19 protein-coding genes are annotated in these 19,478 nt (G+C 65.5%); 6 read left to right on the forward strand and 13 right to left on the reverse strand.

Features of this window, described 5'->3' with window-relative positions; translation table 11 throughout:
* Window positions 1-67 precede the first annotated feature (67 nt).
* From AC3G7M_RS13375 to AC3G7M_RS13390, 4 genes are all read left to right on the forward strand, one after another.
* Window positions 68-1,096, forward strand: coding sequence for an aldo/keto reductase (locus tag AC3G7M_RS13375; protein ID WP_489212565.1), 1,029 nt, complete (start codon window positions 68-70; stop codon window positions 1,094-1,096).
* Between the two features lie 56 nt (window positions 1,097-1,152).
* Window positions 1,153-1,596, forward strand: coding sequence for an Xre family toxin-antitoxin system antitoxin (locus tag AC3G7M_RS13380; RefSeq protein WP_489212566.1), 444 nt, complete (start codon window positions 1,153-1,155; stop codon window positions 1,594-1,596).
* A gap of 32 nt (window positions 1,597-1,628) precedes the next feature.
* The gene (locus AC3G7M_RS13385) at window positions 1,629-2,060 is read left to right on the forward strand and encodes an RES family NAD+ phosphorylase (RefSeq protein ID WP_489212567.1); all 432 of its coding nucleotides are present in this window, start codon (window positions 1,629-1,631) and stop codon (window positions 2,058-2,060) included.
* A gap of 108 nt (window positions 2,061-2,168) precedes the next feature.
* Window positions 2,169-3,170: an alpha/beta fold hydrolase gene (locus AC3G7M_RS13390; RefSeq protein WP_489212568.1), complete on the forward strand. Its 1,002-nt coding sequence runs from the start codon at window positions 2,169-2,171 to the stop codon at window positions 3,168-3,170.
* 14 nt (window positions 3,171-3,184) lie between these two features.
* Here the strand turns inward: AC3G7M_RS13390 and AC3G7M_RS13395 are convergent, their stop codons facing one another.
* Genes AC3G7M_RS13395 through AC3G7M_RS13425 form a run of 7 tightly spaced genes read right to left on the reverse strand, consistent with a single transcriptional unit; the run spans window position 3,185 to window position 11,610 of the window.
* Window positions 3,185-4,123, reverse strand: a complete 939-nt coding sequence (locus AC3G7M_RS13395) for a phosphotransferase (protein WP_489212569.1) — start codon at window positions 4,121-4,123, stop codon at window positions 3,185-3,187.
* A gap of 8 nt (window positions 4,124-4,131) precedes the next feature.
* Window positions 4,132-5,046 (reverse strand): phosphotransferase family protein, encoded by a 915-nt coding sequence (locus tag AC3G7M_RS13400; protein ID WP_489212570.1) that lies wholly within the window; start codon window positions 5,044-5,046, stop codon window positions 4,132-4,134.
* A complete protein-coding gene (locus AC3G7M_RS13405; RefSeq protein WP_489212571.1) occupies window positions 5,043-6,296 on the reverse strand; it encodes a Zn-dependent hydrolase in 1,254 nt (417 codons plus the stop codon). Before AC3G7M_RS13405 ends, AC3G7M_RS13400 begins: the two co-directional genes overlap by 4 nt.
* 21 nt (window positions 6,297-6,317) lie before the next feature.
* A complete protein-coding gene (locus AC3G7M_RS13410) occupies window positions 6,318-8,120 on the reverse strand; it encodes an ABC transporter ATP-binding protein (RefSeq protein ID WP_489212572.1) in 1,803 nt (600 codons plus the stop codon).
* On the reverse strand, window positions 8,120-9,037 hold the full coding sequence (locus tag AC3G7M_RS13415) for an ABC transporter permease (protein ID WP_489212573.1): 918 nt from the start codon (window positions 9,035-9,037) through the stop codon (window positions 8,120-8,122). Before AC3G7M_RS13415 ends, AC3G7M_RS13410 begins: the two co-directional genes overlap by 1 nt.
* Window positions 9,037-10,017, reverse strand: coding sequence for an ABC transporter permease (locus AC3G7M_RS13420; protein WP_489212574.1), 981 nt, complete (start codon window positions 10,015-10,017; stop codon window positions 9,037-9,039). Before AC3G7M_RS13420 ends, AC3G7M_RS13415 begins: the two co-directional genes overlap by 1 nt.
* A gap of 15 nt (window positions 10,018-10,032) precedes the next feature.
* On the reverse strand, window positions 10,033-11,610 hold the full coding sequence (locus AC3G7M_RS13425; protein WP_489212575.1) for an ABC transporter substrate-binding protein: 1,578 nt from the start codon (window positions 11,608-11,610) through the stop codon (window positions 10,033-10,035).
* A gap of 241 nt (window positions 11,611-11,851) precedes the next feature.
* Between AC3G7M_RS13425 and AC3G7M_RS13430 the strand changes: the two genes are divergently transcribed.
* Window positions 11,852-12,613 (forward strand): DeoR/GlpR family DNA-binding transcription regulator, encoded by a 762-nt coding sequence (locus tag AC3G7M_RS13430; RefSeq protein ID WP_489212576.1) that lies wholly within the window; start codon window positions 11,852-11,854, stop codon window positions 12,611-12,613.
* Between the two features lie 13 nt (window positions 12,614-12,626).
* Here the strand turns inward: AC3G7M_RS13430 and hydA are convergent, their stop codons facing one another.
* Genes hydA through AC3G7M_RS13460 form a run of 6 tightly spaced genes read right to left on the reverse strand, consistent with a single transcriptional unit; the run spans window position 12,627 to window position 18,570 of the window.
* Window positions 12,627-14,069 carry a dihydropyrimidinase gene (hydA, locus tag AC3G7M_RS13435; RefSeq protein WP_489212577.1) on the reverse strand — a complete coding sequence of 481 codons (1,443 nt, stop codon included), beginning with the start codon at window positions 14,067-14,069 and terminating at the stop codon, window positions 12,627-12,629.
* Window positions 14,066-14,752 (reverse strand): GntR family transcriptional regulator, encoded by a 687-nt coding sequence (locus AC3G7M_RS13440; RefSeq protein ID WP_489212578.1) that lies wholly within the window; start codon window positions 14,750-14,752, stop codon window positions 14,066-14,068. The genes hydA and AC3G7M_RS13440 overlap by 4 nt, the downstream gene beginning before the upstream one ends.
* Window positions 14,749-15,696: a dihydrodipicolinate synthase family protein gene (locus AC3G7M_RS13445; RefSeq protein ID WP_489212579.1), complete on the reverse strand. Its 948-nt coding sequence runs from the start codon at window positions 15,694-15,696 to the stop codon at window positions 14,749-14,751. Before AC3G7M_RS13445 ends, AC3G7M_RS13440 begins: the two co-directional genes overlap by 4 nt.
* Window positions 15,693-16,829 (reverse strand): NAD(P)/FAD-dependent oxidoreductase, encoded by a 1,137-nt coding sequence (locus AC3G7M_RS13450; RefSeq protein ID WP_489212580.1) that lies wholly within the window; start codon window positions 16,827-16,829, stop codon window positions 15,693-15,695. The genes AC3G7M_RS13445 and AC3G7M_RS13450 overlap by 4 nt, the downstream gene beginning before the upstream one ends.
* Window positions 16,830-16,837: 8 nt before the next feature.
* Window positions 16,838-18,262 carry an FAD-dependent oxidoreductase gene (locus AC3G7M_RS13455; protein ID WP_489212582.1) on the reverse strand — a complete coding sequence of 475 codons (1,425 nt, stop codon included), beginning with the start codon at window positions 18,260-18,262 and terminating at the stop codon, window positions 16,838-16,840.
* Window positions 18,259-18,570 (reverse strand): (2Fe-2S)-binding protein, encoded by a 312-nt coding sequence (locus AC3G7M_RS13460; RefSeq protein WP_489212583.1) that lies wholly within the window; start codon window positions 18,568-18,570, stop codon window positions 18,259-18,261. Before AC3G7M_RS13460 ends, AC3G7M_RS13455 begins: the two co-directional genes overlap by 4 nt.
* An 81-nt stretch (window positions 18,571-18,651) precedes the next feature.
* Here AC3G7M_RS13460 and AC3G7M_RS13465 point away from each other — a divergent pair, with 81 nt between their 5' ends.
* Complete coding sequence (locus tag AC3G7M_RS13465; protein WP_489212584.1) at window positions 18,652-19,461, forward strand: transporter substrate-binding domain-containing protein; 810 nt, start codon at window positions 18,652-18,654, stop codon at window positions 19,459-19,461.
* The last annotated feature ends 17 nt before the right edge of the window (window positions 19,462-19,478 follow it).

Consider the following 19,478-nt stretch of genomic DNA (forward strand, 5'->3'; position numbering starts at 1 on the left):
CGATTTAGCCAACAGGCCCCATCTGCCGCTCGACACAGGTTTATTGCCCCTAAAGGAGGATCGCGCCATGAGCGACAGCAATGCCCCCATGCCGCTGCGCCGTCTCGGCCAGACGGATCTGAAGATAACGCCCGTCGGCTTCGGCGCCTGGGCGCTGGGCGGCGGTGACTGGGCTGCCGGCTGGGGCGACCAGGACGACGAGGACTCCATCTCCGCCATTCGTCACGCGGTGGAAGTCCACGGCGTCAACTGGATCGATACCGCCGCCGTCTATGGCCTGGGCCGGTCGGAAACCGTGGTCGGGGAAGCGTTGCGCCGCATGCGCCCGGACGCCCGCCCCTTCGTCTTCACCAAAGGCGGGCTGGTCTGGGATGAGGGCAATCCACAGGCCATGCCGAGCCGCGTCGGCCGCCCGGACAGCCTGCGGCATGAGGTGGAGGCGTCGCTCCGCCGTCTGGGCGTTGAGCGGATCGATCTCTATCAGATGCATTGGCCGCCGCAGGACGGCACCCCGATCGAGGCCTATTGGCAGGTGCTGCTGGACCTGAAAGCCGAAGGCAAGGTGCGCGCGGTGGGCCTGTCCAACCACAGCGCCGAGCAGCTCGCGGCCGCCGAGGCGCTGGGCCATGTCGATACGCTGCAGCCGCCCTTCTCGGCGATTGAGCGCGGCGCGGCCGAGACGCTGCTGCCCTGGTGCGAGGCGCATGGCACGGGCGTTATCGTCTATAGCCCGATGCAGGCCGGGCTGCTGACCGGCGGCTTTACGGCGGAACGCGCAAGCCAGCTGGGTGCGGATGACTGGCGGTCGCGCAGCGACAATTTCAAGGGTGATGCGCTGCGCCGGAATCTGGCTCTGGCGGACGTTTTCCGGCAGATCGCCGGGCGGCGGTCCGTGCCGGTGCCGGCGGTTGCCATTGCCTGGGTTCTGTCCTGGCCAGCCGTCACTGGAGCCATTGTCGGCGCGCGCAGCGCGGCGCAGGTGGATGGCTGGGCGCCGGGTGCCACTCTGTCGCTGTCGCCGCAGGAACTGGATGAGATTGCCACAGCCATCCATGAAACGGGGGCCGGACAAGGCCCCGCGCGCCCGGCTGTCTGATCGCTTGCCTTTGGCGATATGCACGCCTATAGTGGGCATATCGCCAGGAAGTGGCCATGAGCATCACCAGCCCCACCCTATTCCCGACCGCCCTGCATATCGCGGATGTCATCGGCGGAGCCGCGGCTTTGGGCGGTGATACCGACATCATTCCCCTCATCCGCCGCGGCCTGCCGGTCTCGACCATCGAATTCATCCTGGGCAGCGGCCGCCTGACGCTGGCGGAGCTTGACCGCATCGTGCTGCCCCGCAAGACACTCATGCATCGCCGCAAGCTGGGCGCGCTGACGCCGGAACAGTCAGACCGGCTGGTCCGCGTCGCGCGGCTGATCGCTGCCGCCGAGGAGACGTTCGGCAGGCCTGACAAGGCGCATGCCTGGCTGCGCCGGCCGACGACGGCTTTGGCCGGAGAAAAGCCGCTGGATCTGCTCGATACCGATGAAGGCGCGCGGCGGGTGGAAACGCTGCTCGGCCGCATCGGCCATGGCATCGCGGCCTAGCCCGTCCTCCGCCCAAGCCCCCTCACCCAGCCATGATCGCCTGGCGCCTGTGCCGCGACGCCTATGCCGACCTCGGGGGCCATGGGGCCGCGCTTTACGGCGGACGCTGGAACAGCCCAGGGACTCCGCTGGTCTATCTGGCCGAGACCGCGGCGCTGGCCGTGCTGGAAGTGCGCGTGCATCTCGATCTGCCCCCCGAACTGCTGCCCGAGGATTTCGTTCTTCTCGCTATCGATCTTGACGATTTGCCCGTGGAGACGCTGGCGCAGTCTCCGGCTGACCCCCGCGCCTTCGGCGATTTGTGGCTGCGCCAGCAGCGGTCTCCGGTATTGAATGTGCCCTCCGCTATCGTGCCGGAAAGCGCCAATCTCCTGCTCAATCCCCGCCATCCGCGCGCAGGCCAGGCCGCCATCGCGTCCAAGCGCGGTTTCCGCTTCGATTCCAGGCTATGGGCAGCAAGCTAGACCTGTGACCGCCCAAAACCCATTCTGACATTCTTAACGCAAAGCTGGACTAGACTGGAGCAAGCGAGAGGGATCATCGTTCAGGCTCTCGCGCAAGGATCACAGCGGATGCCTCACTGGCCCACCGATCAAGGCGTGTTCGCCCTCGGCGATCTGCCGCTCAGCGCTGGTGGCGTTCTGAAGGATGCAAGGCTGAGCTGGAAGACCCATGGCAGGCTGTCTCCGGCGCGGGACAATGTGGTGCTCTATCCGACCAGCTACAGCGCCCGCCATCCTGACCTGGAATGGCTGATCGGCCCGCATGCGGTGCTGGACCCCGAGCGCTGGTTCATCGTCATTCCCGATATGTTCGGCAATGGCCTGTCCTCCAGCCCGTCCAACACCCCCGACTGGCCGGCGCTGGTGACGCATGTCGATAATGTCCGCGCGCAGCGGCAGCTGCTGGAAACGCTATGGGGTGTAACCCATCTGCACGCGGCCTATGGCTGGTCGATGGGCGCGCAGCAGGCCTATCACTGGGCGGCGCTGTATCCGCAGCAAATCGCGCGCGCCATCATCTGCTGCGGCAGTGCGCGCACCGCGACCTTCAACACGGTGTTTCTGCTCAGCCTGCTCGCGGCCTTGGAAGCCGCCCCTGAATATCTCGGCCAGGGGCGCTTCAGCGCCGAGCCGCAGGCCGCGATCCGCACCTTCGGCCGCATCTATGCCGGCTGGGCGCTGAGCGAGGAATTCTATCGCGCCGGACTGCATGAAAGCGCGCTCGGCGCCGCGGATCTGGAAACTTTCCTGGTGACCGATTGGGAGGCGCGTTTCGCCCGCCGCCCGGCAGCCGATCTCTATGCCCAGCTGCTGACCTGGAAGGCGAGCGATATTGCCCGCGGCGGCGATCTGGATGCGGCGCTGGCCGCGATCGAGGCGCGCGTGCTGCTGATGCCGGGTGAGACCGACCGCTATTTCCCGGTCGCGGATAATCTCAGCGAACTGGCCCATCTGCGCCATGCCAAGCTGCACCCTATCCCCAGTATCTGGGGCCACCGTGCCGGCAACCCGACGCATCATCACGCCGACGCCGCCTTTATCAGCGAAGCGGTCAGAACCTGGCTTGGTTGAGCACCGTCCGCGCGTCAGACCGCAGCAAGCCAGCTATCCCAGCGCGGGTCCAGAAACACGGCGCGGGCGCGCATATGCTTCCAGACGCCGTATTTGAAGAAATCGAAGTCGAGGGCGGACACCTTTTGCTGCACCATGGACCAGGTCGCCCATTTGACGTCGGCCAGTGCCTTATGGACCGTCACGCGCGCGACTGTCGCGGGGGTCACGCGGCCAAAATAATGCTCGATCAAGGCAAGCTCGGTCGCCTCATCAAAGAACATCTCCCCGAACCAGATGCCGAGGTCGTAGCAGCGGTCGTTGTTTGAGGCATATTCGTAGTCGATGAGCATGATGGTGCCAGCATCATCGACCATGAAATTGCCGGCCATCGGGTCATTGAAACAGGGCACGAGGTCGAGGCCCGAGGCCTCCAGCGCCGCCCGCGCGCGGCGATATTCCGTGTTCAGCCAAGCGAAATCCGGTGGCACCCAGCCGCCGAGTGTTTTCACCTGTTCGACATGTTCGTCGATCATGTCGAAGACCGTCTTGGTCAGCACCAGCGGGGTCGCATCATGCAGCCGGCGATAGACGTCGAGCGCCGTGCGGCAAAGATCAAGATTGCGGAAATCGACATGCGTGCAGGACCGGCGGCCTTCGATAAAGTCCGAAATTTCGATCCCGTCGGCTGCCAGAAATTCATGCACGCGGGGGCCGATGCCTAAAGACGCGGCGCAGCGGCTGGCATCCAGCGCGGCGGCGCGGTCGATGAACATTTCCGTGCCCTTGCCGGGAATTTTGACGAAGAAACTGGCGGGTGAGTCGCCGACCCAGACACGCCAATTGGGGTTGCTGATGCCACCCGAGACCGGTGCATAGCGCAGCGATTGTCCGGCCCATTGCGGCACGCGGCGGATAGCGGCTTCCAGGTCAGCCTCGGCCGCGTTCTCAGCCTCTCCCAATCGTCTTTCCATCGGCGACCCTAGATCTGATGCAGGCGCTGGGGGATCTGCGCATCGCGCAGCGCGGAGCGCGCACGGAGCAACCGCCACTCCCCGTATTTCAGGAATTCCAGCCCGCGACGTGGCGAGGTGTGAGACAGAACCAGGCCGCGCAGCCCCCAAAGCAGATCATCGACCACGCTATAGGCGCGGCAGCGCAGCAGCGTGGCCTCCGTGCAGGTGCCGTCATGCAATTCGATGCCGTGGCGCCAGTCCGTTTCAAACAGGCAGGCTTCGCCGAGAAAAGCGGCGAGGTCGTAATAGGGGTCGCTCATCCCGGCGCAGTCGAAATCGACGAGCATGATGGCGCCATCCGGCCCCAGCATGATGTTGGACGCCTGGCCGTCATTATGGCCGGGGGCGCGGTCAAAGCCGGACGCCGCAACGGCCTGTTCGATCTGGGCTGCCATCTTCGCGAGTGCCGGCATGTCACGCGGCAGCGTCGTGCCCGTTTCATCAGCGCGGGCGAGCCAGGCGCGGAATTCGGCAAAGACGTCCCAGACGCGCGCCAAAGCCACCGCGCGCCGCATGGATTTTTTGGCAGTGATGACGGAAGCCAGCACATCGGCGTTTTGCAAATCGCCCAGCCAGGCGCTGCGCCAGGGAGGCGGGAGATAGCGAAAGCCGATGGTCTGCCGGTCATCGAACGCGAACAGAACCGCCGGCCCCACCCCCTGCCCGGCCGCCGCCTGCGCGCCCTCATAGGCGGCCACGGCGTCAACCGCGCCTGCCATGTCGGGCTCCAGGCATTTCACGAAAGCCTGCTGACCGTTGAGGTTCGCGACGCCGTTCGACCACTCAACCGCCTGCCACATCGGCGAGGCCACGGCCGGCACGCCGCTCGCCAGATGGCTGCCGGCCCAGGGCGTGGCAGCGATGGCCTCTGCGATCGTCACGCTTGTCCCTTCAGCACATCCAGCCCTTCATCGCAGAGTTTCAACAGCATTCGGGCCAGAATCTCCGTGCCCAGCTCGATATCCTCCGGTGCCGTATATTCGGACGGGTGATGGCAGACGCCGCCGACGCTCGGCACATTGACGACGATGGACGGGCAGATCGGGATCATGCTGATGCCATCATGCGCCGCGATGGTGTCCAGTCGCGTCGTGGCATGGCCAAGTTCGGCGGCGCAATCGGTGGCAAGGGCAACCAGCCCCTCATCGAAATAGCCGACCGGACGACGGTCGATATAGCGGGTTTCATGCGTTACGCGGGCGAGGGCTGCCGCTTCATCAGCCGCCGCCAGCATTTCAGCCTCCGCCCAGTCCAGCACCGATTGATCGGGCGAACGCAGCTCGATGAACATCACCGCCTCACCGGGCACGACATTGGGGGAATTGGGCGAGACTTCCAGACGCCCGACGGAGGTATGCAGCACGCCCGCGGCGCGGGCCGGCATGGCACCGAGGGCAGCGATGAGATGGGCGGCCCCCAGCAGTGCGTCATGCCGATCGGCCATCGGCGTCGGGCCGGTATGGGCCTGGCGGCCGATATAAGCGAGCCGGTATTTCACCGCACCCCAGTGGCGGGTGATGGCGCCGAAATGCTGGCCGCTCTCCTCCAGAACCTTCGCGCATTCGACATGCAGCTCGATATAGGCCTGGGGGTGCGGAAATGTGTCATGCCCGTCATAACCGATGGCCTTGAGGGCATCGGATACCGTGATGCCGTCGCCGTCGCGGCGGCCGAGGGCGTCTTCCGCCGTCATCATGCCGGTATAGACCGATGAGCCGAGCAGGCTGGGCTGGAAGCGCGCCCCTTCCTCATTCGTCCAATTGACGATGGCAAGGTTGCAGCGCGGAGCGCGGCCCGTGGCGCCCATCGCATCGCGCACAGATTGCACCGCCTCACAGGCGGCGAGCACGCCATAGGCGCCATCAAAACGTCCGCCGCGCGGCTGGCTATCGAGATGCGAGCCCGTCATCACGACCGGCGCATCCGGCCCCGCCCAATCGAGCACCCCGACCATATTGCCCATCTCATCGACGGTGAGCCGCATTTCCTGTTCGGCAAACCAGGCCGCGAGATGATCGCGCGCCGCGCCATCCTCAGCGGACAGCGTCAGCCGGTGCATGCCGCCATCGGGCGTGCCGCCATGGGGCATGAAGGCGTCCATCAGGCGATGCAGGCGGATAGTGTCGATCATGATCGTCTCAGTTTCGGTTTGTCAGCTTTGAGTGGACGGCGCGGTGACATGGCAGGCCGCCAGCCGGCCATGATGACGGGTCCACAAAGGCGGCTCCTTAATGCGGCAGGTCGTGATCGCTTCCGGGCAGCGGGCGGTGAAGGAGCAGCCGGGCGGCAGGTCGATCGGGCTCGGCGGCTCGCCATCCAATAGCACATCCTCGGTCCGGTAGGGCCGCTCATCCAGCGTCGGCACCGCCGAGAGCAGCGCCTTGGTATAGGGATGACCAGGATCGTAGAAGACGCCGCCGGTATCGGCAATCTCCACCATTTTGCCGAGATACATCACCGCGATGCGGGTGCAGACACGGCGGACCATGGCGAGGTCATGCGAGATGAAGAGATAGGTCAGCCCGTGCTTGGCCTGCAGCCGCTCGAACAGACCCAGCAGACGCCCCTGCTCCACCGGATCGAGCGCCGACAGCGTCTCATCGAGAATGAGCAGCTTGGGCTCCAGCACCAAGGCGCGGGCGATATTGACGCGCTGGCGCTGCCCCGCGCTCATCCCCACCGGCAGGCGATGCAGATCATCCTGTGAAAGCCCGACCTCATCCATGGCGGCGCGCACCCGCTCAGCCGTTTCGCGTTTGCCGACGCCATGGATGGACAGCGCCATGCCGATGGTGCGACCCACGGGCAGATGCGGCGGCAGGCAGTTATAGGGGTCTTGCAACAGCAACTGGAATCCGCGGCGCATGGCGAAACGCTCCCGCCCGGTCATCTCGGCGATATTGCGCCCCTCGAACAGGATGGCGCCCTGGTCAGGCTCCTCCACCCAGGAGAGCAGCCGGGAGAGCGTGGACTTGCCGCAGCCGGATTCCCCCACCAGGCCGAAATTGTCGCCCTGAAAGACATCGAAGCTGACGCCACGCACCGCCTGCACGCTCTGTCTGCCGAAGAAACGGCTGCGGTCTTTCACCGTATAGGTCTTGGTGATTTCGGAGACCTGCAGGATGGGGGCGACATCATGGGCGGTGGGCTCAGGCACGGCCTCACCCGTCCAGATGCGCGGCGTGCGCGCCACCAGTTCCCGCGTCACGGCATGCTGCGGCGCGCGGGCGATGTCCATGGGCAGGCCGCGCTCGACGATGCGGCCGCCCGCCATGACGACGACCTCATCGGCGATTTCCGCGACCGAGGGCACCGAGGTGGTGATGAAGACGATGCCGGCCGAGGTGCGGGCGCGCAGCTCCTTCAACAGCCGCACGATCTGGGCCGCAACCGTCACGTCCAGCGGCTGGATGATATTGTCGCAGATGAGCAGATCGGGCTCGTTGATCATGGCATCCACGATCACCGCGCGCTGCAGCATGCCGCCCGAATACTGGCCGGGGAATTCGGCGAAACGCCGTGCGGCGGAGGGGATGCGCACGGCATCGAGCAGCGCGATGACGCGCCTTTTGGCCTCTGCCGCCTCCGTATCCGGGCTGACGGCGAGCAGCTTTTCCATGATCTGCACGCCGACGGGCAGCGTTGGGTCGAACGCATTGCCAGGGTCAGCACCGATGAAGCCGATACGCGGACGCACCTGCCTCTGCACGGCTGGGGTGAGCAGATCCTGCCCCCGAAACTGCACCTGGCCGGCGGTGACGCGCAGCGGGTCGGAGACCCAGCCCGCCATGGCCTTGGCGAGCGTCGTTTTGCCGGCGCCGCTTTCCCCCAGAATGCCGAGCACGCCATCGGCCGGTACCGTCAGATCAATGCCCGCCAGCACGGAGGACCCGTCCGGCCGCTGAATGGAGAGATTGTCGAGCCGCAGCAGCGGCGTCGTTGCCGTGGCCTGCATCAGATCCGCCCCTCCAGAACCTTATTGCGCGCGCGCTCGATGGAGGAGCCGACGAGATTGATGCCGAGCAGGGTCGTGAACAGGAAGGCGCCGGGCATGGTGGAAATCCACCAGGCATTGATGAGGTATTGGCGGCCGTCGGCGATGATATTGCCGAAGGTGGGCGTCGGCGGCTGCACGCCGATGCCGATGAAACCCAGGATCGCCTCGAAGATCATCATGCGCGCGATATCCAGCACGGCGACGAAGGCGATGGGCGGCAGCACATTGGGGGCGATCATCTGCAGCATGATGCGGATGGGCGAAGCGCCGAGAATTTTGGCGCCGCGCACATATTCGCGCTGCCGCTCAGCCAAGGTGACAGAGCGCACGACGCGGGCATAGCCGGGCCAGCCGGAGAGGGCGAGCACGAGGGTGACGCTTTCCGGGCTCGGCCGATGCACCGTCAGGATGGTGATGGCCAGGATGATGACGGGCACGGCCAATTGCGCGTCGGTGATGCGCATCAGTACCGTGTCGATGATGCCGCCATAGAAACCGGCGAGCAGGCCGACGATGGCGCCCACCACGAACATGATGAGCACGGCCGAGACGCTGATCATCAGCGCATTCTGCAGACCGATCAGGGAGCGCAGGAACAGATCACGCCCCAGCTGGTCAGTGCCGAGCAGATGCGTCCAATGCCCGCCGGGCAGGAAGGCCGGCGGCCAGAAACGCTGCATGATATGCATGCGCGTGGGCGAGAGCTTGGTCATATGCGGATAAATCAGCGCCGTGCCCACCAGCACGATGAGCAGGAACAGGCCGAGCTTGAACTCGAACTGGGCATAGGTCGCACGCCAGATTCGCCGGCCCGGTGTTTCCATGCGCGCGCGGGCGACCGGCGGAACGGTGACGGCTGTCGTGTCTGAGGACATCAGAAATCCAACCTCGGGTCGATCTTCGTCGACACGAGGTCGACGAGGATATTGATCACGACGAAGAGACAGGCGGAGATGAGCGCGACGCCCTGGATGACCGGGAAATCGCGTTCCAGCACCGCCTGCACGGTGAGCAGCCCGATACCGGGATAGTTGAAGATATATTCGACGATCAGCACGCCGCCGAGAAGCGCGCCGATCTGCACGCCGAAGATATTGAGCACCGGCACGGCCGCGTTGCGCAGGATATGGCGGAAAAAGATGCGGCGCTTGGAAAGGCCGCGCACATCCGCCAATGCCACGAAATTGCGCTGGCGGGCTGAGGCGATGGAACTGGCCAGGCTGCGCATGAAGATGGGCGACATTTCAATGGCAATCACGAAAGCCGGCAGGATGGTATAGGCGAAGTTCTGATAGCCGATGGAGGGAATCCATTGCAGCTCGGCCGTCACCACCAGAGCCAAGACGATCGCCAGCCAGAAATTCGGGATGGAGACGAAGGCCGAGCCTAGATAGACCGCAAACCGGTCGAACCAGCCGCCGGAATTCATCCCCGCCAGAATGCCGATCGGGACGGAGATCAGGAAGGCGAAGACGAGAGCGAGTGCGGCCAGCTGCAAGGTCATCGGCAGGGATTGCCCCAGCAGTTCGACGACGGTCGCCTTGTCACCGAGGGCGGAGACATCGCGCCCGCCTGCCGCCTCCCCGCCTGACTTCGCCTTGATGAAGGAGGTGCCAAGATCCCCGCGCAGCACATGCCCCAGCCAATGGACATATTGCACGGGGATCGGGTCACGCAGGCCCATCTCGCGCGCCGTCTGCTCCACCACGGCGTCACTGGCCATGGGGCCCAGAATGAGGCGTGCCGGGTCACCCGGCACAAGGCGCAGCGCCGCGAAGATCGCGAAGGACACGATCAGCACGATGAGCACGCCCTGCGCCAGACGGCGGATCAGGAAGGTCGCGAGAAAAGCCATGGCGCGGCCTCCGTCTTAGGCGGCTGCGAAGCTCGCCTTATGCACATCCATGGGGCCGTTCGGATAGATATAGAAATCCTTCAGACCGGCGTTGACGGCATTGAGATTGACCGACGTGAAAAGCGACAGCGACGGCGCCTTGGACGCGACGACCTCGGTCAGCTTGCCGACCAGAACCTTGCGCTTGGCGGTATCGGTCTCGGTATGTTCGGCGTCGAAGGCGGCATCGATCTCGGGATCGGAGATGCCGTTGATGATGCCGCCATCCGGGCCGGCTTTGGAATAGAACATGGCGCGCAGCACCATGTCGGGCTCGGGCGTCGCCGTGGACCAGCCGCAATCGATCATATGGCCGGCCGGTTCCTGGCCCTTGTGCTGATACAGCACATCACCCCAGGCGCCGGTTTCCATGACATTGAGCTTCACGTTGAAACCCTGGTCCTGCAGCATGCCGGTGATCAGCTCACCATAGTCCTTGGTCTTGGGATAGAAGCCGGTCGAGGTGATGTAGTCGATCTCCGGCAGGCCCTGGGCATTGGGGAAGCCCGCCTGCTTCAGCAGCGCCTGACATTTGTCGGCGTCGAATTCAGGGTAGTTCGGCACATTCTCATACCCGAATTTCAACGGGCTGATGTAATCGCTCGACTGCCCGCCGGCATCGCCCATCAGATCCATGATCTGCGACCGGTCGATGGCATGGCAGGCGGCCAGACGGATGAGGGGATTGTCAAAGGGCTTCTTGTTGCAGCGGAAATGCAGATACTTGTTTTCCGTCGACAGCGTGCGGCTGACGGCGACGCGCTTGTCCTTTTTCAGCGTCGCATACTGCTCCGGCTCCAGCCGCTGCAGGATGTCGATATTGCCGCTGAGCAGGCCGAGCACGCGGGTTGTGGCATCTCCCACATAGCTGAACTGGACCTGATCGAGGATCGGGCGGCCCTGATAATATTTGTCGAAAGCGTCGAGATAGGTGGTGTTGCCCTTCTGGTCGGCGAATTTGAACGGACCGGTGCCGTTGGGCCGCTGCGTGAGCACAGACGGATTCTTGACGTCGGCGGCCGAGAGGATGGCCATATAGCCGCCCATGAACTGGAAGGCCGAGGCCGGGAAACCAAATTTCTTGGTATGGACGCGGGCCGTCAGGCGATCGACGACCTCGACCTCGCACTGGCCGGGAAAGAAGGCGCTCGCGGGACGCGCGGGATCGGTGAAATATTCCATCGTCGCCTTCACATCCGCGGCCGAGAAGGTGGCGCCGTTATGGAAGGTGACGCCGTCGCGCAGCGAAATTTCCAGCGTATAGGGGTCGATCAGCTTCTGGCCCGTCGCCAGTTCCCAGACCATCTCGGTCGGGTCGGACGCGCGCATGGGCGTGCGGAACAGCTGCCCGAAGACGAAGCCTTCAAAGTTGATCTGGCCGAGCGAGGTATGGCTCGTCGGGTCCCAATTGCCCGTGACGGGCTCGGCGGAAGCGAAGACGAGCGTATTGCGGCCGGCGGCATTCGCCCGGCGAATGAACGGCATGGGCATAGCGAAAGCCGCAGCCGAAGCGGCGGTCGCCGTCAGCAACTTGCGACGAGATAACTGGTACATAGGACCCTCAGCGTGACACGCGTGAAACCCGGTACCGTGTTAGCGACTGCGTAGTCCCTGAATATCCGGCGATCTTTGCAGGCCGCCGCCGGATGTCTGTCTGGCACGATCCTAGCGGCAGACTTTCGTCGGCGCCAAGCACAAAATCCACAAATCCACAAAAAAACATAAAAACGCACAAAGCCGCTTGCCGCGCGCTCCCCTCGCACGGCATCATTCATTGCTGGATCGAGGGAGCGCTATGTGGGTCGACGAACGCCAGCAACGCATTATGGAGATCATCGGCACGGTCGGCCGGGTCGAGACGGATGCGATTGCGGTTGAGCTTCAGGTATCGCGTGAGACGATCCGCCGCGATCTGCTGCTGCTGGAGCGTGACGGCCGCTTGCGGCGCGTGCATGGCGGTGCCGTGCGTGCCGATCCGCCGCCCGAACGGCCTTTCCGCACCCGCAAGCGCGTGCAGATGGAAGCCAAGCGCCAGATTGCGCGCGCCGCTGTGGGCCTGATCAAGCCCGGCAGCGCCTGCTTCATCGATGCCGGCACAACGACCGCGGTCTTCGCGGCCGAACTCGTGCGCGTGGCGGATCTGCGCGTCATCACCAATTCGCTGGAAGTCGCGATGACCTTGCGCGCGGCGCAGAGCAATGCGGAAATTCTTCTGCTCGGCGGACGCATGGGGCTGGAAGTGCCCTCGACCCATGGCGATGTGACAATCGCCGAGATCGGACGCCATCGGGCTGATGTCGCCATCCTGTCGCCCGTCGCACTCGATACCGCGGCGGGCTTCACCTATCATGATCTGGATGAGGCGGCCGTGGCCCGCGCCATGACGCAGAATGCGGCGAGCATTCTGGTGCTTGCCGACCACACCAAGCTCGGCTGGGTCAGCCGCACTGTCGTCTGTCCCTGCAGCGAGATCCACGATCTGGTGTCAGACGCCGATGATGAGAGTCTTAAACCCTACCGCGCGGCCGGTATCCGGCGGACGCTGTCTGCCGGATAGGGCTGGCGCTGCATCAGACCAGAGCCGCATCAAAACCGTTCGGGACGAGGCCGCGTGGCTTCGCGTCCTCCGACAGCGCGGCGGGCACAAACTGGCCCTGCCCGGCTTGCGCCGTCACCACGCCATCCTGCATGACGACCTCGCCGCGCGCCATCGTCAGCACCGGCCAGCCGGTGACGGCGAGCCCCTCATAGGGCGTGTAGTCAATCGCGTGCTGCATCAGATCATTCGTCAGCGTCACCGCGCGCGCGGCATCCCAGATGACCAGATCGGCGTCGAAACCGGGCGCGATGCTGCCCTTGCGGCCATAAAGGCCGAAGCGCCTGGCGGGCGTCGTCGCCGTCAGCGCCACGAACTGGTTGACGCTGATATTGCCGCGGACAACGCCCTCGCTGAAGGTGATCGCCATACGCGCGGCCAGGCCCGGCACGCCGTTCGGGATGCGCGTGAAGTCAGCGTCTGCGCCATGGATCGCCTTGCCGTCCGGTCCATCGAAACTATAGCCGCAATGGTCGGAGGAGATGATGTCCAGCGTGCCGGCGCGGATCGCGGCCCACAGGCCTTGCGCGTCGCCCGCGTCACGCGGGCTGGGACTGCACATGAATTTCGCCCCTTCCCGCCCCGGCCGCGCCATCTCGGCCGCCGTCAGCACCAGATATTGCGGGCAGGTCTCCCCCGTCACCTTGACGCCGCGCGCCTGGGCACGGGCGATCTCGTCGGCGACTTCGGCGCAGGAGACATGGAAGATGTGGATCGGCTGATCGACCAGCTCCGCGAGTGCTATGGCGCGATGCGTCGCTTCCCGCTCCACGACCTTGGGCCGAGAGACTGCATGCGACGCGGGCTCTGTACGGCCGGCTTTCAGCAAAGCCTCAGACCGCCAGCGGATCGCCTCGTAGTTTTCGCAATGCACGCAGACGGTGGCACCCAGCCGCTTGGCTGCCGCCAGCACGCGCAGATACTCCGCATCCGTGACATGGAAGGGATCGTAGGTCAGGAACATTTTCAGGCTGCGCACACCGCCTGATATGATGACGGGCAGTTCCTCATCCAGCACCGCGGCGGTCGGGTCCGTGATGATCTGGTGCAGCGTGTAATCAATGGGCGAGCGCGCCGCCCGGGCCGCATAGTCTCCGGCATGGGCGGCGACCGGCTGGCCTTTGAAGTGCGGGCTGAACGGAATAAGCGTCGTCGTGCCGCCGGCAAAGGCCGAGCGCGCGGCGGTGGCGAATGTCTCCTCATGCACCGAGCCATCGCCTTCCAGCTGCTCGACATGGCAATGGCTGTCGATGCCGCCGGGCAGGACCAGCTTGCCCGTCGCGTCGATCACGCGTGCGCCGTCGAGCGACAGGCCGATCGCCGCGATGCGGCCGCCGCTGATGCCGATATCGGCGACGAAGGTGTCAGCGGCCGTCACGAGAGTGCCGCCGCGAATGACGGTCTCAAACCGGGTCATGCCCGCGATCTCCTTTTGGGTGGTGCGGCGTCGCGGCCGCTCATCACATCCAGCATTTCGGCGGCGACATTGCGCAGATGCGTCGCCATCGCGGCGCGGGCGCGGCGCGGATTGCCTTCGGCCACCGCATCCAGAATATCGATATGCTCACTGGCATCACGTGACACGCGGCCCGATGGGCTGGTCAGTTCAAACAGCCGCGTCGTCATGCGCAGCTCACGGATGATGCGCACCATGACGCCATTGTTCAGCACTTCCGGGAAGAGCAGATGCAGACGATCATCCATTTCCCAATGGGCGGCATCCTGCCGATCGAGCTTGCCGAGGTTTTCCACATTGCGCCGCAAATCCTGAATCACCTCCGGGGGCACGCGGCCGATGGACAGTTCCACCGCCTCACCCTCGATCAGCTCTCGCACCTTCAGCGCCTGGAAGAATTCCACCGGCTGGACCTGCCGAACGGCATAGGAGCGCGAGCCCTGCTTGATGAGCAGTCCTTCCGCAGCGAGACGCAGGATCGCCTCGCGGATCGGCGTCCGCGAAATCTCCAGCTGCTCCGCGAGCCTGCCTTCCACCACCAGGCTGCCGCCGGGCAGCTGGCGGGTCAGCACCAACCGGCTGAGCGCATCATAGGCGCGCTCAGCCAGGCTGCCTTCGTCGCCCGCAGAATGCTTGTCCGTCACCTGGGCGATGCTCCTTCCAAAAGTCCCGCCGCGACCAGAGCATCACGCAAGCGCGTGATCTCCGACGGCGGCAAAGCCGTGACCGGCGCACGCGGACTGCCATTGGTCCAGGCGCCGGTCAGCAGCATGCAGGCCTTCAGCCGCGCTGTCGCGAGCCCGCCGGGCGCATGGCCGTAGATGGCGTTCGCGAGCGGCTGAATGCGCGCATGCAGCACGCGGGCGGTGGCGAGGTCACCGTCGCGCACCGCCCTGTCCAGCGCCACGATCTCGGCCGGCATCAGCACGGCCAGGCTGACCAGACTGCCCTCGCTGCCGACCACGAAGCAGGACAGCAGATGCTCATCGCCGGAGGCCATCATCGCGACATGGGGGGCGACGGCCTGCACCAGCCGCCGGTTGCGGTCATAGGCATTGCTTTCCCAGCTGCCTTCCTTGACGCCGACGACCGCGGGGATTTGCACCAGTTCGGCCAGGACGGCGGGCCTATAGGCGAGAGCGGAGGCAACACCCGCCTGATAGAGCATCAGCGGAATGCCGCAGACCTCGGCAATGCGGCGATGATGTGTCACCGCCATGCGGTCATCCTGCGACAAGGCCCAGGAAAAGGGCGGAAAAACCAGCACGGCATCCGCCCCGGCATCGGCCGCATCGCGCGCGTGGAGTGCCGCCTCCTCGGTCGCTTCGGCGACGACGCCTGCGACGATGATGTGGGTGATGCCGATCGTTGCATGCGCGATCTCCGTCACCTGCCGCCGCTCCTCCCGCGTCAGCAGGAAGTTCTCGCCGGCATGACCGTTGCACAGCACGCCCACGATACCGGGGACGCGCGCGACACTGCGGAAATGCTCGGCCAGGACCGGCTCGTCGATCTGCCCATCGGCGCGAAAGGGCGTCAGGGTCGCGACATAAATGCCGTGAAAGGGGGTATCGGTTGCAGGGATCACGCTTCAGTCCTTACGCTAGCCAGGGTGGTATCGATCAAGCGGGCCGGATCGAACAGAGGCATCTCCGGCTCCTGACCCAGAATATGCTGAGCGAGCAGCAGGCCCATATAGGGCGCGCTGGTATAGCCGGAATGGACGCAGCCGATGACATAGGCGCCCTCCATTCCCGGCAGGGGACCGATCATCGGCATGGCATCGGCGGTTTCCGATTCGAGGCCCAGCCAGATGCGCACGACCCGCGTCTCACCCAAGGCCGGCACGGCATGGCGGGCGAGCCGGATATTGCCGATGAGATTGTCGGGGATCGGCTCGACCCCGCCTCTCACCGGGTCGCCGCGGCCCTGCCAGCCGCCGCCGATGAGCACCGAGCCGTTCTCGAACTGCTTCAGCGACAGCAGACCATTGGCGATGCCGATGACGCTGCGCATGACAGGGCGCATGCGCTCGGTAATGACAAGCTGGTTGATCAGGCATTTGACTGGCACGCGGAGGCCCAGCATGGCGAGCATGTTTTCCAGCCAGACACCGCCCGCCAGCACGATGCGCCGGGCCGAGAGGCGCGTGCCGCAGCTGCCGCGAATAAGGTAGCCCGCACCCTGTGGTTCGATCGCACTGACGGGGATCTGCTCCACCATGGTGACGCCGGCCGCGATCAGCGCCTGACGGTAGCCGCGCCCGGTCAGATAGGCGGTGACATGCCCGTCCAGCGCGCAGAAGGCCGCGGCCCGAATGGCCGGATTGATGCCAGGGTCGATGGCGCAGGCCTCAGCCGGGCTGATCAGCCGGATCGGCGCGCCCATGGCGGCGCGCGCCTCGGCCCGTTTCACCAGCATCTCCTCCTCGGCGGCGGTGAAGGCGAGCGAAAAGCCGGCGGCGGAGCGCGCGCCGACATCGCACCCCAGCCAGCGCCGGGACTCAAGCCAAAGTTCCCGCCCCTTCATCGCGTAGGGGATGAGGGCGGCGCGCGTCATATGCAGGGTCAGCGTCCCGGCATTGACGCCCGAGGCCTCACGGCAGATTTCACCGCGATCAACGAGCGCCACGCGCATGCCGGCGCGGGCCAGATGCAGCGCGGTCGTCGCACCCATCGCTCCCGCGCCGATCACCGCGACATCGAAATCAGGCGTCATCATCCGCCCATTCATAGCGGCGCCGGGGGCGGCAATTGCAGATCATCATAGGCGATGGGGGGCGCCAGCTCATCCAGCGGCAGCGGCCGAAACGGCGTGCGGCCGGTAAAATAGCCTGCCTCCTCCCGCGGGTTGCCACGTCCGGCGACCAATTGGCCGACGATATCGCCGCAGATGCGGCCCTGGCAGGGGCCCATGCCGCAGCGTGTCCAGGCCTTCACCTGGTTGACCCCGCGCGCGCCGTCGCGCACGGCCGCGCCAATCTCTCCTCGCGTCACATCCTCACAGCGGCAGACGATGGTGTTCTCCGCGATCGCCGCCACCTGGGCCGGGCGCAGCGCCATCAACCTGGCCATGGCCGTGCCGAACCGCCGCGCGCTCTGCGCCTTGCGCCGCAGCGGAGCTGCCAGATGCTGATAGGTCTCAACCGGCAGCGCGCCCAGATCATGCGCGACCGCAAGACCAGCCAGCCGCCCATCGAGAGCGGCCGCCGCGGCACCCGCGATACCGGCGCCGTCGCCGGCCACGTAAAGCCTGCGCATCGTCGTGCGGTAATCGGCATCCACCTGCGGCACCCAGCCGCCGCGCAGCGCCTCAAACCGATGCCCGGCCCGCAGCAGACGGGTGATGTCGGTTGCGGCCGTCAGACCGTTGCCGACGGCGACGGCATCGACCAGGAAGTCCCGCTCGGGTTCCGCGGCCGGCGCGCCATCGCCATCGACCCGGCCGACAGAGACATGAAGCTTCTCACCCCGTGCCACGACGCCGCGGATGGCATGGCGGTAGAGCATCGGCACGCGCGCCCGGCGCAGGGCCATCTGCCAGGCCAGTCCTTTCCAGGCGAGGTCAGGCCGGCTGGCGATCGGCCGCCACTCGGCCAGCCAGTCCGCCTGGGAGGCAAGATCGATCACGGCGGCCAGGCGGCCGCCGGCTTTGAGAATACCGACGGCCACTGCCAGCAGGAGCGGCCCCTGCCCCGCGACCAGCGTCAACTGACCCGGCAATATACCCTGCGCTTTGAGCATGATGGTGGCGCCCGCAAGCCCGGTGACACCGGGCAGCGTCCAGCCGGGGAAAGGCACCACCCGTTCCTGCGCGCCGGTCGCCGCAATGATGGCGCGGGCACGCCAGGAGACGGCACCGGCAGGCCCCAGGGCGTCGACGCGATAGCCGGGCGACACGGACCACACGATATGATCGAAATGCGCCTGCACGGGGCTGGCCGTCAGACGGTCCCGCAGCGCCACGCCGAGGGGATCGGCCTTGTGCTGAAACGCGGCGCCGAAGGCGCGCGGCGGCGCGCGATAGACCTGGCCGCCGGCTTGCGGCGCTTCATCGACCAGACGGACGGACAGCCCATGCTCGGCGGCCGCCAGGGCTGCTTCCACCCCGGCCGGGCCGCCGCCGATGACAATGAGATCGGTATCCAGAGTCACGGCACCGTCCCCGGCAGAATCACCATGCCGTCGCGCACCTCAAGCCGGCAGGCCGGACGACGGACGCCGTCGGCCACGACGACGCATTCCTGACAGATGCCCATCCAGCAGAAGGCGCCACGCGGCGCATCGGCCCGCGGGCTGGCACGCAGCATACGGATGCCGGCGGCCAGAAGCGCGCTTGCGACCGACTCACCCAGATAGGCTTCGATCGGCCTGCCATCAAAGACGATGCGAACCGCACGCCCCCGTTCGATGCCCGTTGCGCGATGAAAATCGCGCGGTTGCGATGATTGACTTTCTGCCATTCCAGTGTTTCTTTGTCGACGAACGGTATACAAATCGTATACTGATGAGCCACATGATGCAACCGCAAAGGGATGAGTGATATGGGTGCCTTGACGTGGATCGGCCGGGTCGCCGGTCTTGCCGCCTTGCTTGCCGCGCCGGCCGCCGCCGAGGCCCATAGCCTGGATGAGATCCTGTCCGCCAAGACGCTGGTCATCGGCATCAACCCCAATCTGCCGCCGCTCGGCTCCTTCAGCGACCAGAACCAGGTGCAGGGTTTTGACGTCGATATTGCCAACAAGCTCGGCCAGATGCTGGGCGTGACGGTGCAGCTGGTGCAGGTGAATTCCGCCGACCGCGTGCCTTACCTCCTCACCGGCAAGGCCGACCTCATGATGGGTGCGCTGACCCGCACCCCGGCCCGCGCCCAGGTCATCGACTTCTCGCTGCCGATTCAGACGGAAGCGATCAGCGCCATCACCAAGGACAGCGCACCCTACAAGACCATGCAGGACCTGAATTCCGCTGACGTAAAGCTGATCGAAGTGCGCGGCACGACGCCGGTGGACTACGTGAAGCAGACCCTGCCCAAGGCCCAGGTCACGCTGTTTGACAATTATCCCGATGCGGTACGCGCCTTCGAGCAGGGCCGCGGCGACGCGATCGTCGATGTGGTCGATTATCTCGGCACCTATACCAAGACCTATCCGGCCAAGACGCGCGTCATTGCCGACAAGAATGCGGAAGTCGATTATGACTGCATCGGCCTCGCCTTCGGCAACGCGCCGCTGAAGTCCTGGCTGAACGTGGCGCTGTACGCGCTGGAGACGGACGGCTTTTTGACCGATACCTACAAGAAGTGGTTCGGCATGGCGCCCGTCTATCCCATCCCGACCTCGCCGTATTTCTGATAGGCTGAGACAGGAGG

The sequence above is a fragment of the Acidisoma sibiricum genome, assembly GCF_057837225.1.

Excerpts from the sequence above, each read along its gene's own strand:
- AC3G7M_RS13375 (WP_489212565.1), top strand. The coding sequence starts at position 68 with ATGAGCGACAGCAATGCCCCCATGCCGCTGCGCCGTCTCGGCCAGACG.
- AC3G7M_RS13380 (WP_489212566.1), top strand. The coding sequence starts at position 1,153 with ATGAGCATCACCAGCCCCACCCTATTCCCGACCGCCCTGCATATCGCG.
- AC3G7M_RS13385 (WP_489212567.1), top strand. The coding sequence starts at position 1,629 with ATGATCGCCTGGCGCCTGTGCCGCGACGCCTATGCCGACCTCGGGGGC.
- AC3G7M_RS13390 (WP_489212568.1), top strand. The coding sequence starts at position 2,169 with ATGCCTCACTGGCCCACCGATCAAGGCGTGTTCGCCCTCGGCGATCTG.
- AC3G7M_RS13395 (WP_489212569.1), bottom strand. The coding sequence starts at position 4,123 with ATGGAAAGACGATTGGGAGAGGCTGAGAACGCGGCCGAGGCTGACCTG.
- AC3G7M_RS13405 (WP_489212571.1), bottom strand. The coding sequence starts at position 6,296 with ATGATCGACACTATCCGCCTGCATCGCCTGATGGACGCCTTCATGCCC.
- AC3G7M_RS13410 (WP_489212572.1), bottom strand. The coding sequence starts at position 8,120 with ATGCAGGCCACGGCAACGACGCCGCTGCTGCGGCTCGACAATCTCTCC.
- AC3G7M_RS13415 (WP_489212573.1), bottom strand. The coding sequence starts at position 9,037 with ATGTCCTCAGACACGACAGCCGTCACCGTTCCGCCGGTCGCCCGCGCG.
- AC3G7M_RS13420 (WP_489212574.1), bottom strand. The coding sequence starts at position 10,017 with ATGGCTTTTCTCGCGACCTTCCTGATCCGCCGTCTGGCGCAGGGCGTG.
- AC3G7M_RS13425 (WP_489212575.1), bottom strand. The coding sequence starts at position 11,610 with ATGTACCAGTTATCTCGTCGCAAGTTGCTGACGGCGACCGCCGCTTCG.
- AC3G7M_RS13430 (WP_489212576.1), top strand. The coding sequence starts at position 11,852 with ATGTGGGTCGACGAACGCCAGCAACGCATTATGGAGATCATCGGCACG.
- hydA (WP_489212577.1), bottom strand. The coding sequence starts at position 14,069 with ATGACCCGGTTTGAGACCGTCATTCGCGGCGGCACTCTCGTGACGGCC.
- AC3G7M_RS13450 (WP_489212580.1), bottom strand. The coding sequence starts at position 16,829 with ATGATGACGCCTGATTTCGATGTCGCGGTGATCGGCGCGGGAGCGATG.
- AC3G7M_RS13460 (WP_489212583.1), bottom strand. The coding sequence starts at position 18,570 with ATGGCAGAAAGTCAATCATCGCAACCGCGCGATTTTCATCGCGCAACG.
- AC3G7M_RS13465 (WP_489212584.1), top strand. The coding sequence starts at position 18,652 with ATGGGTGCCTTGACGTGGATCGGCCGGGTCGCCGGTCTTGCCGCCTTG.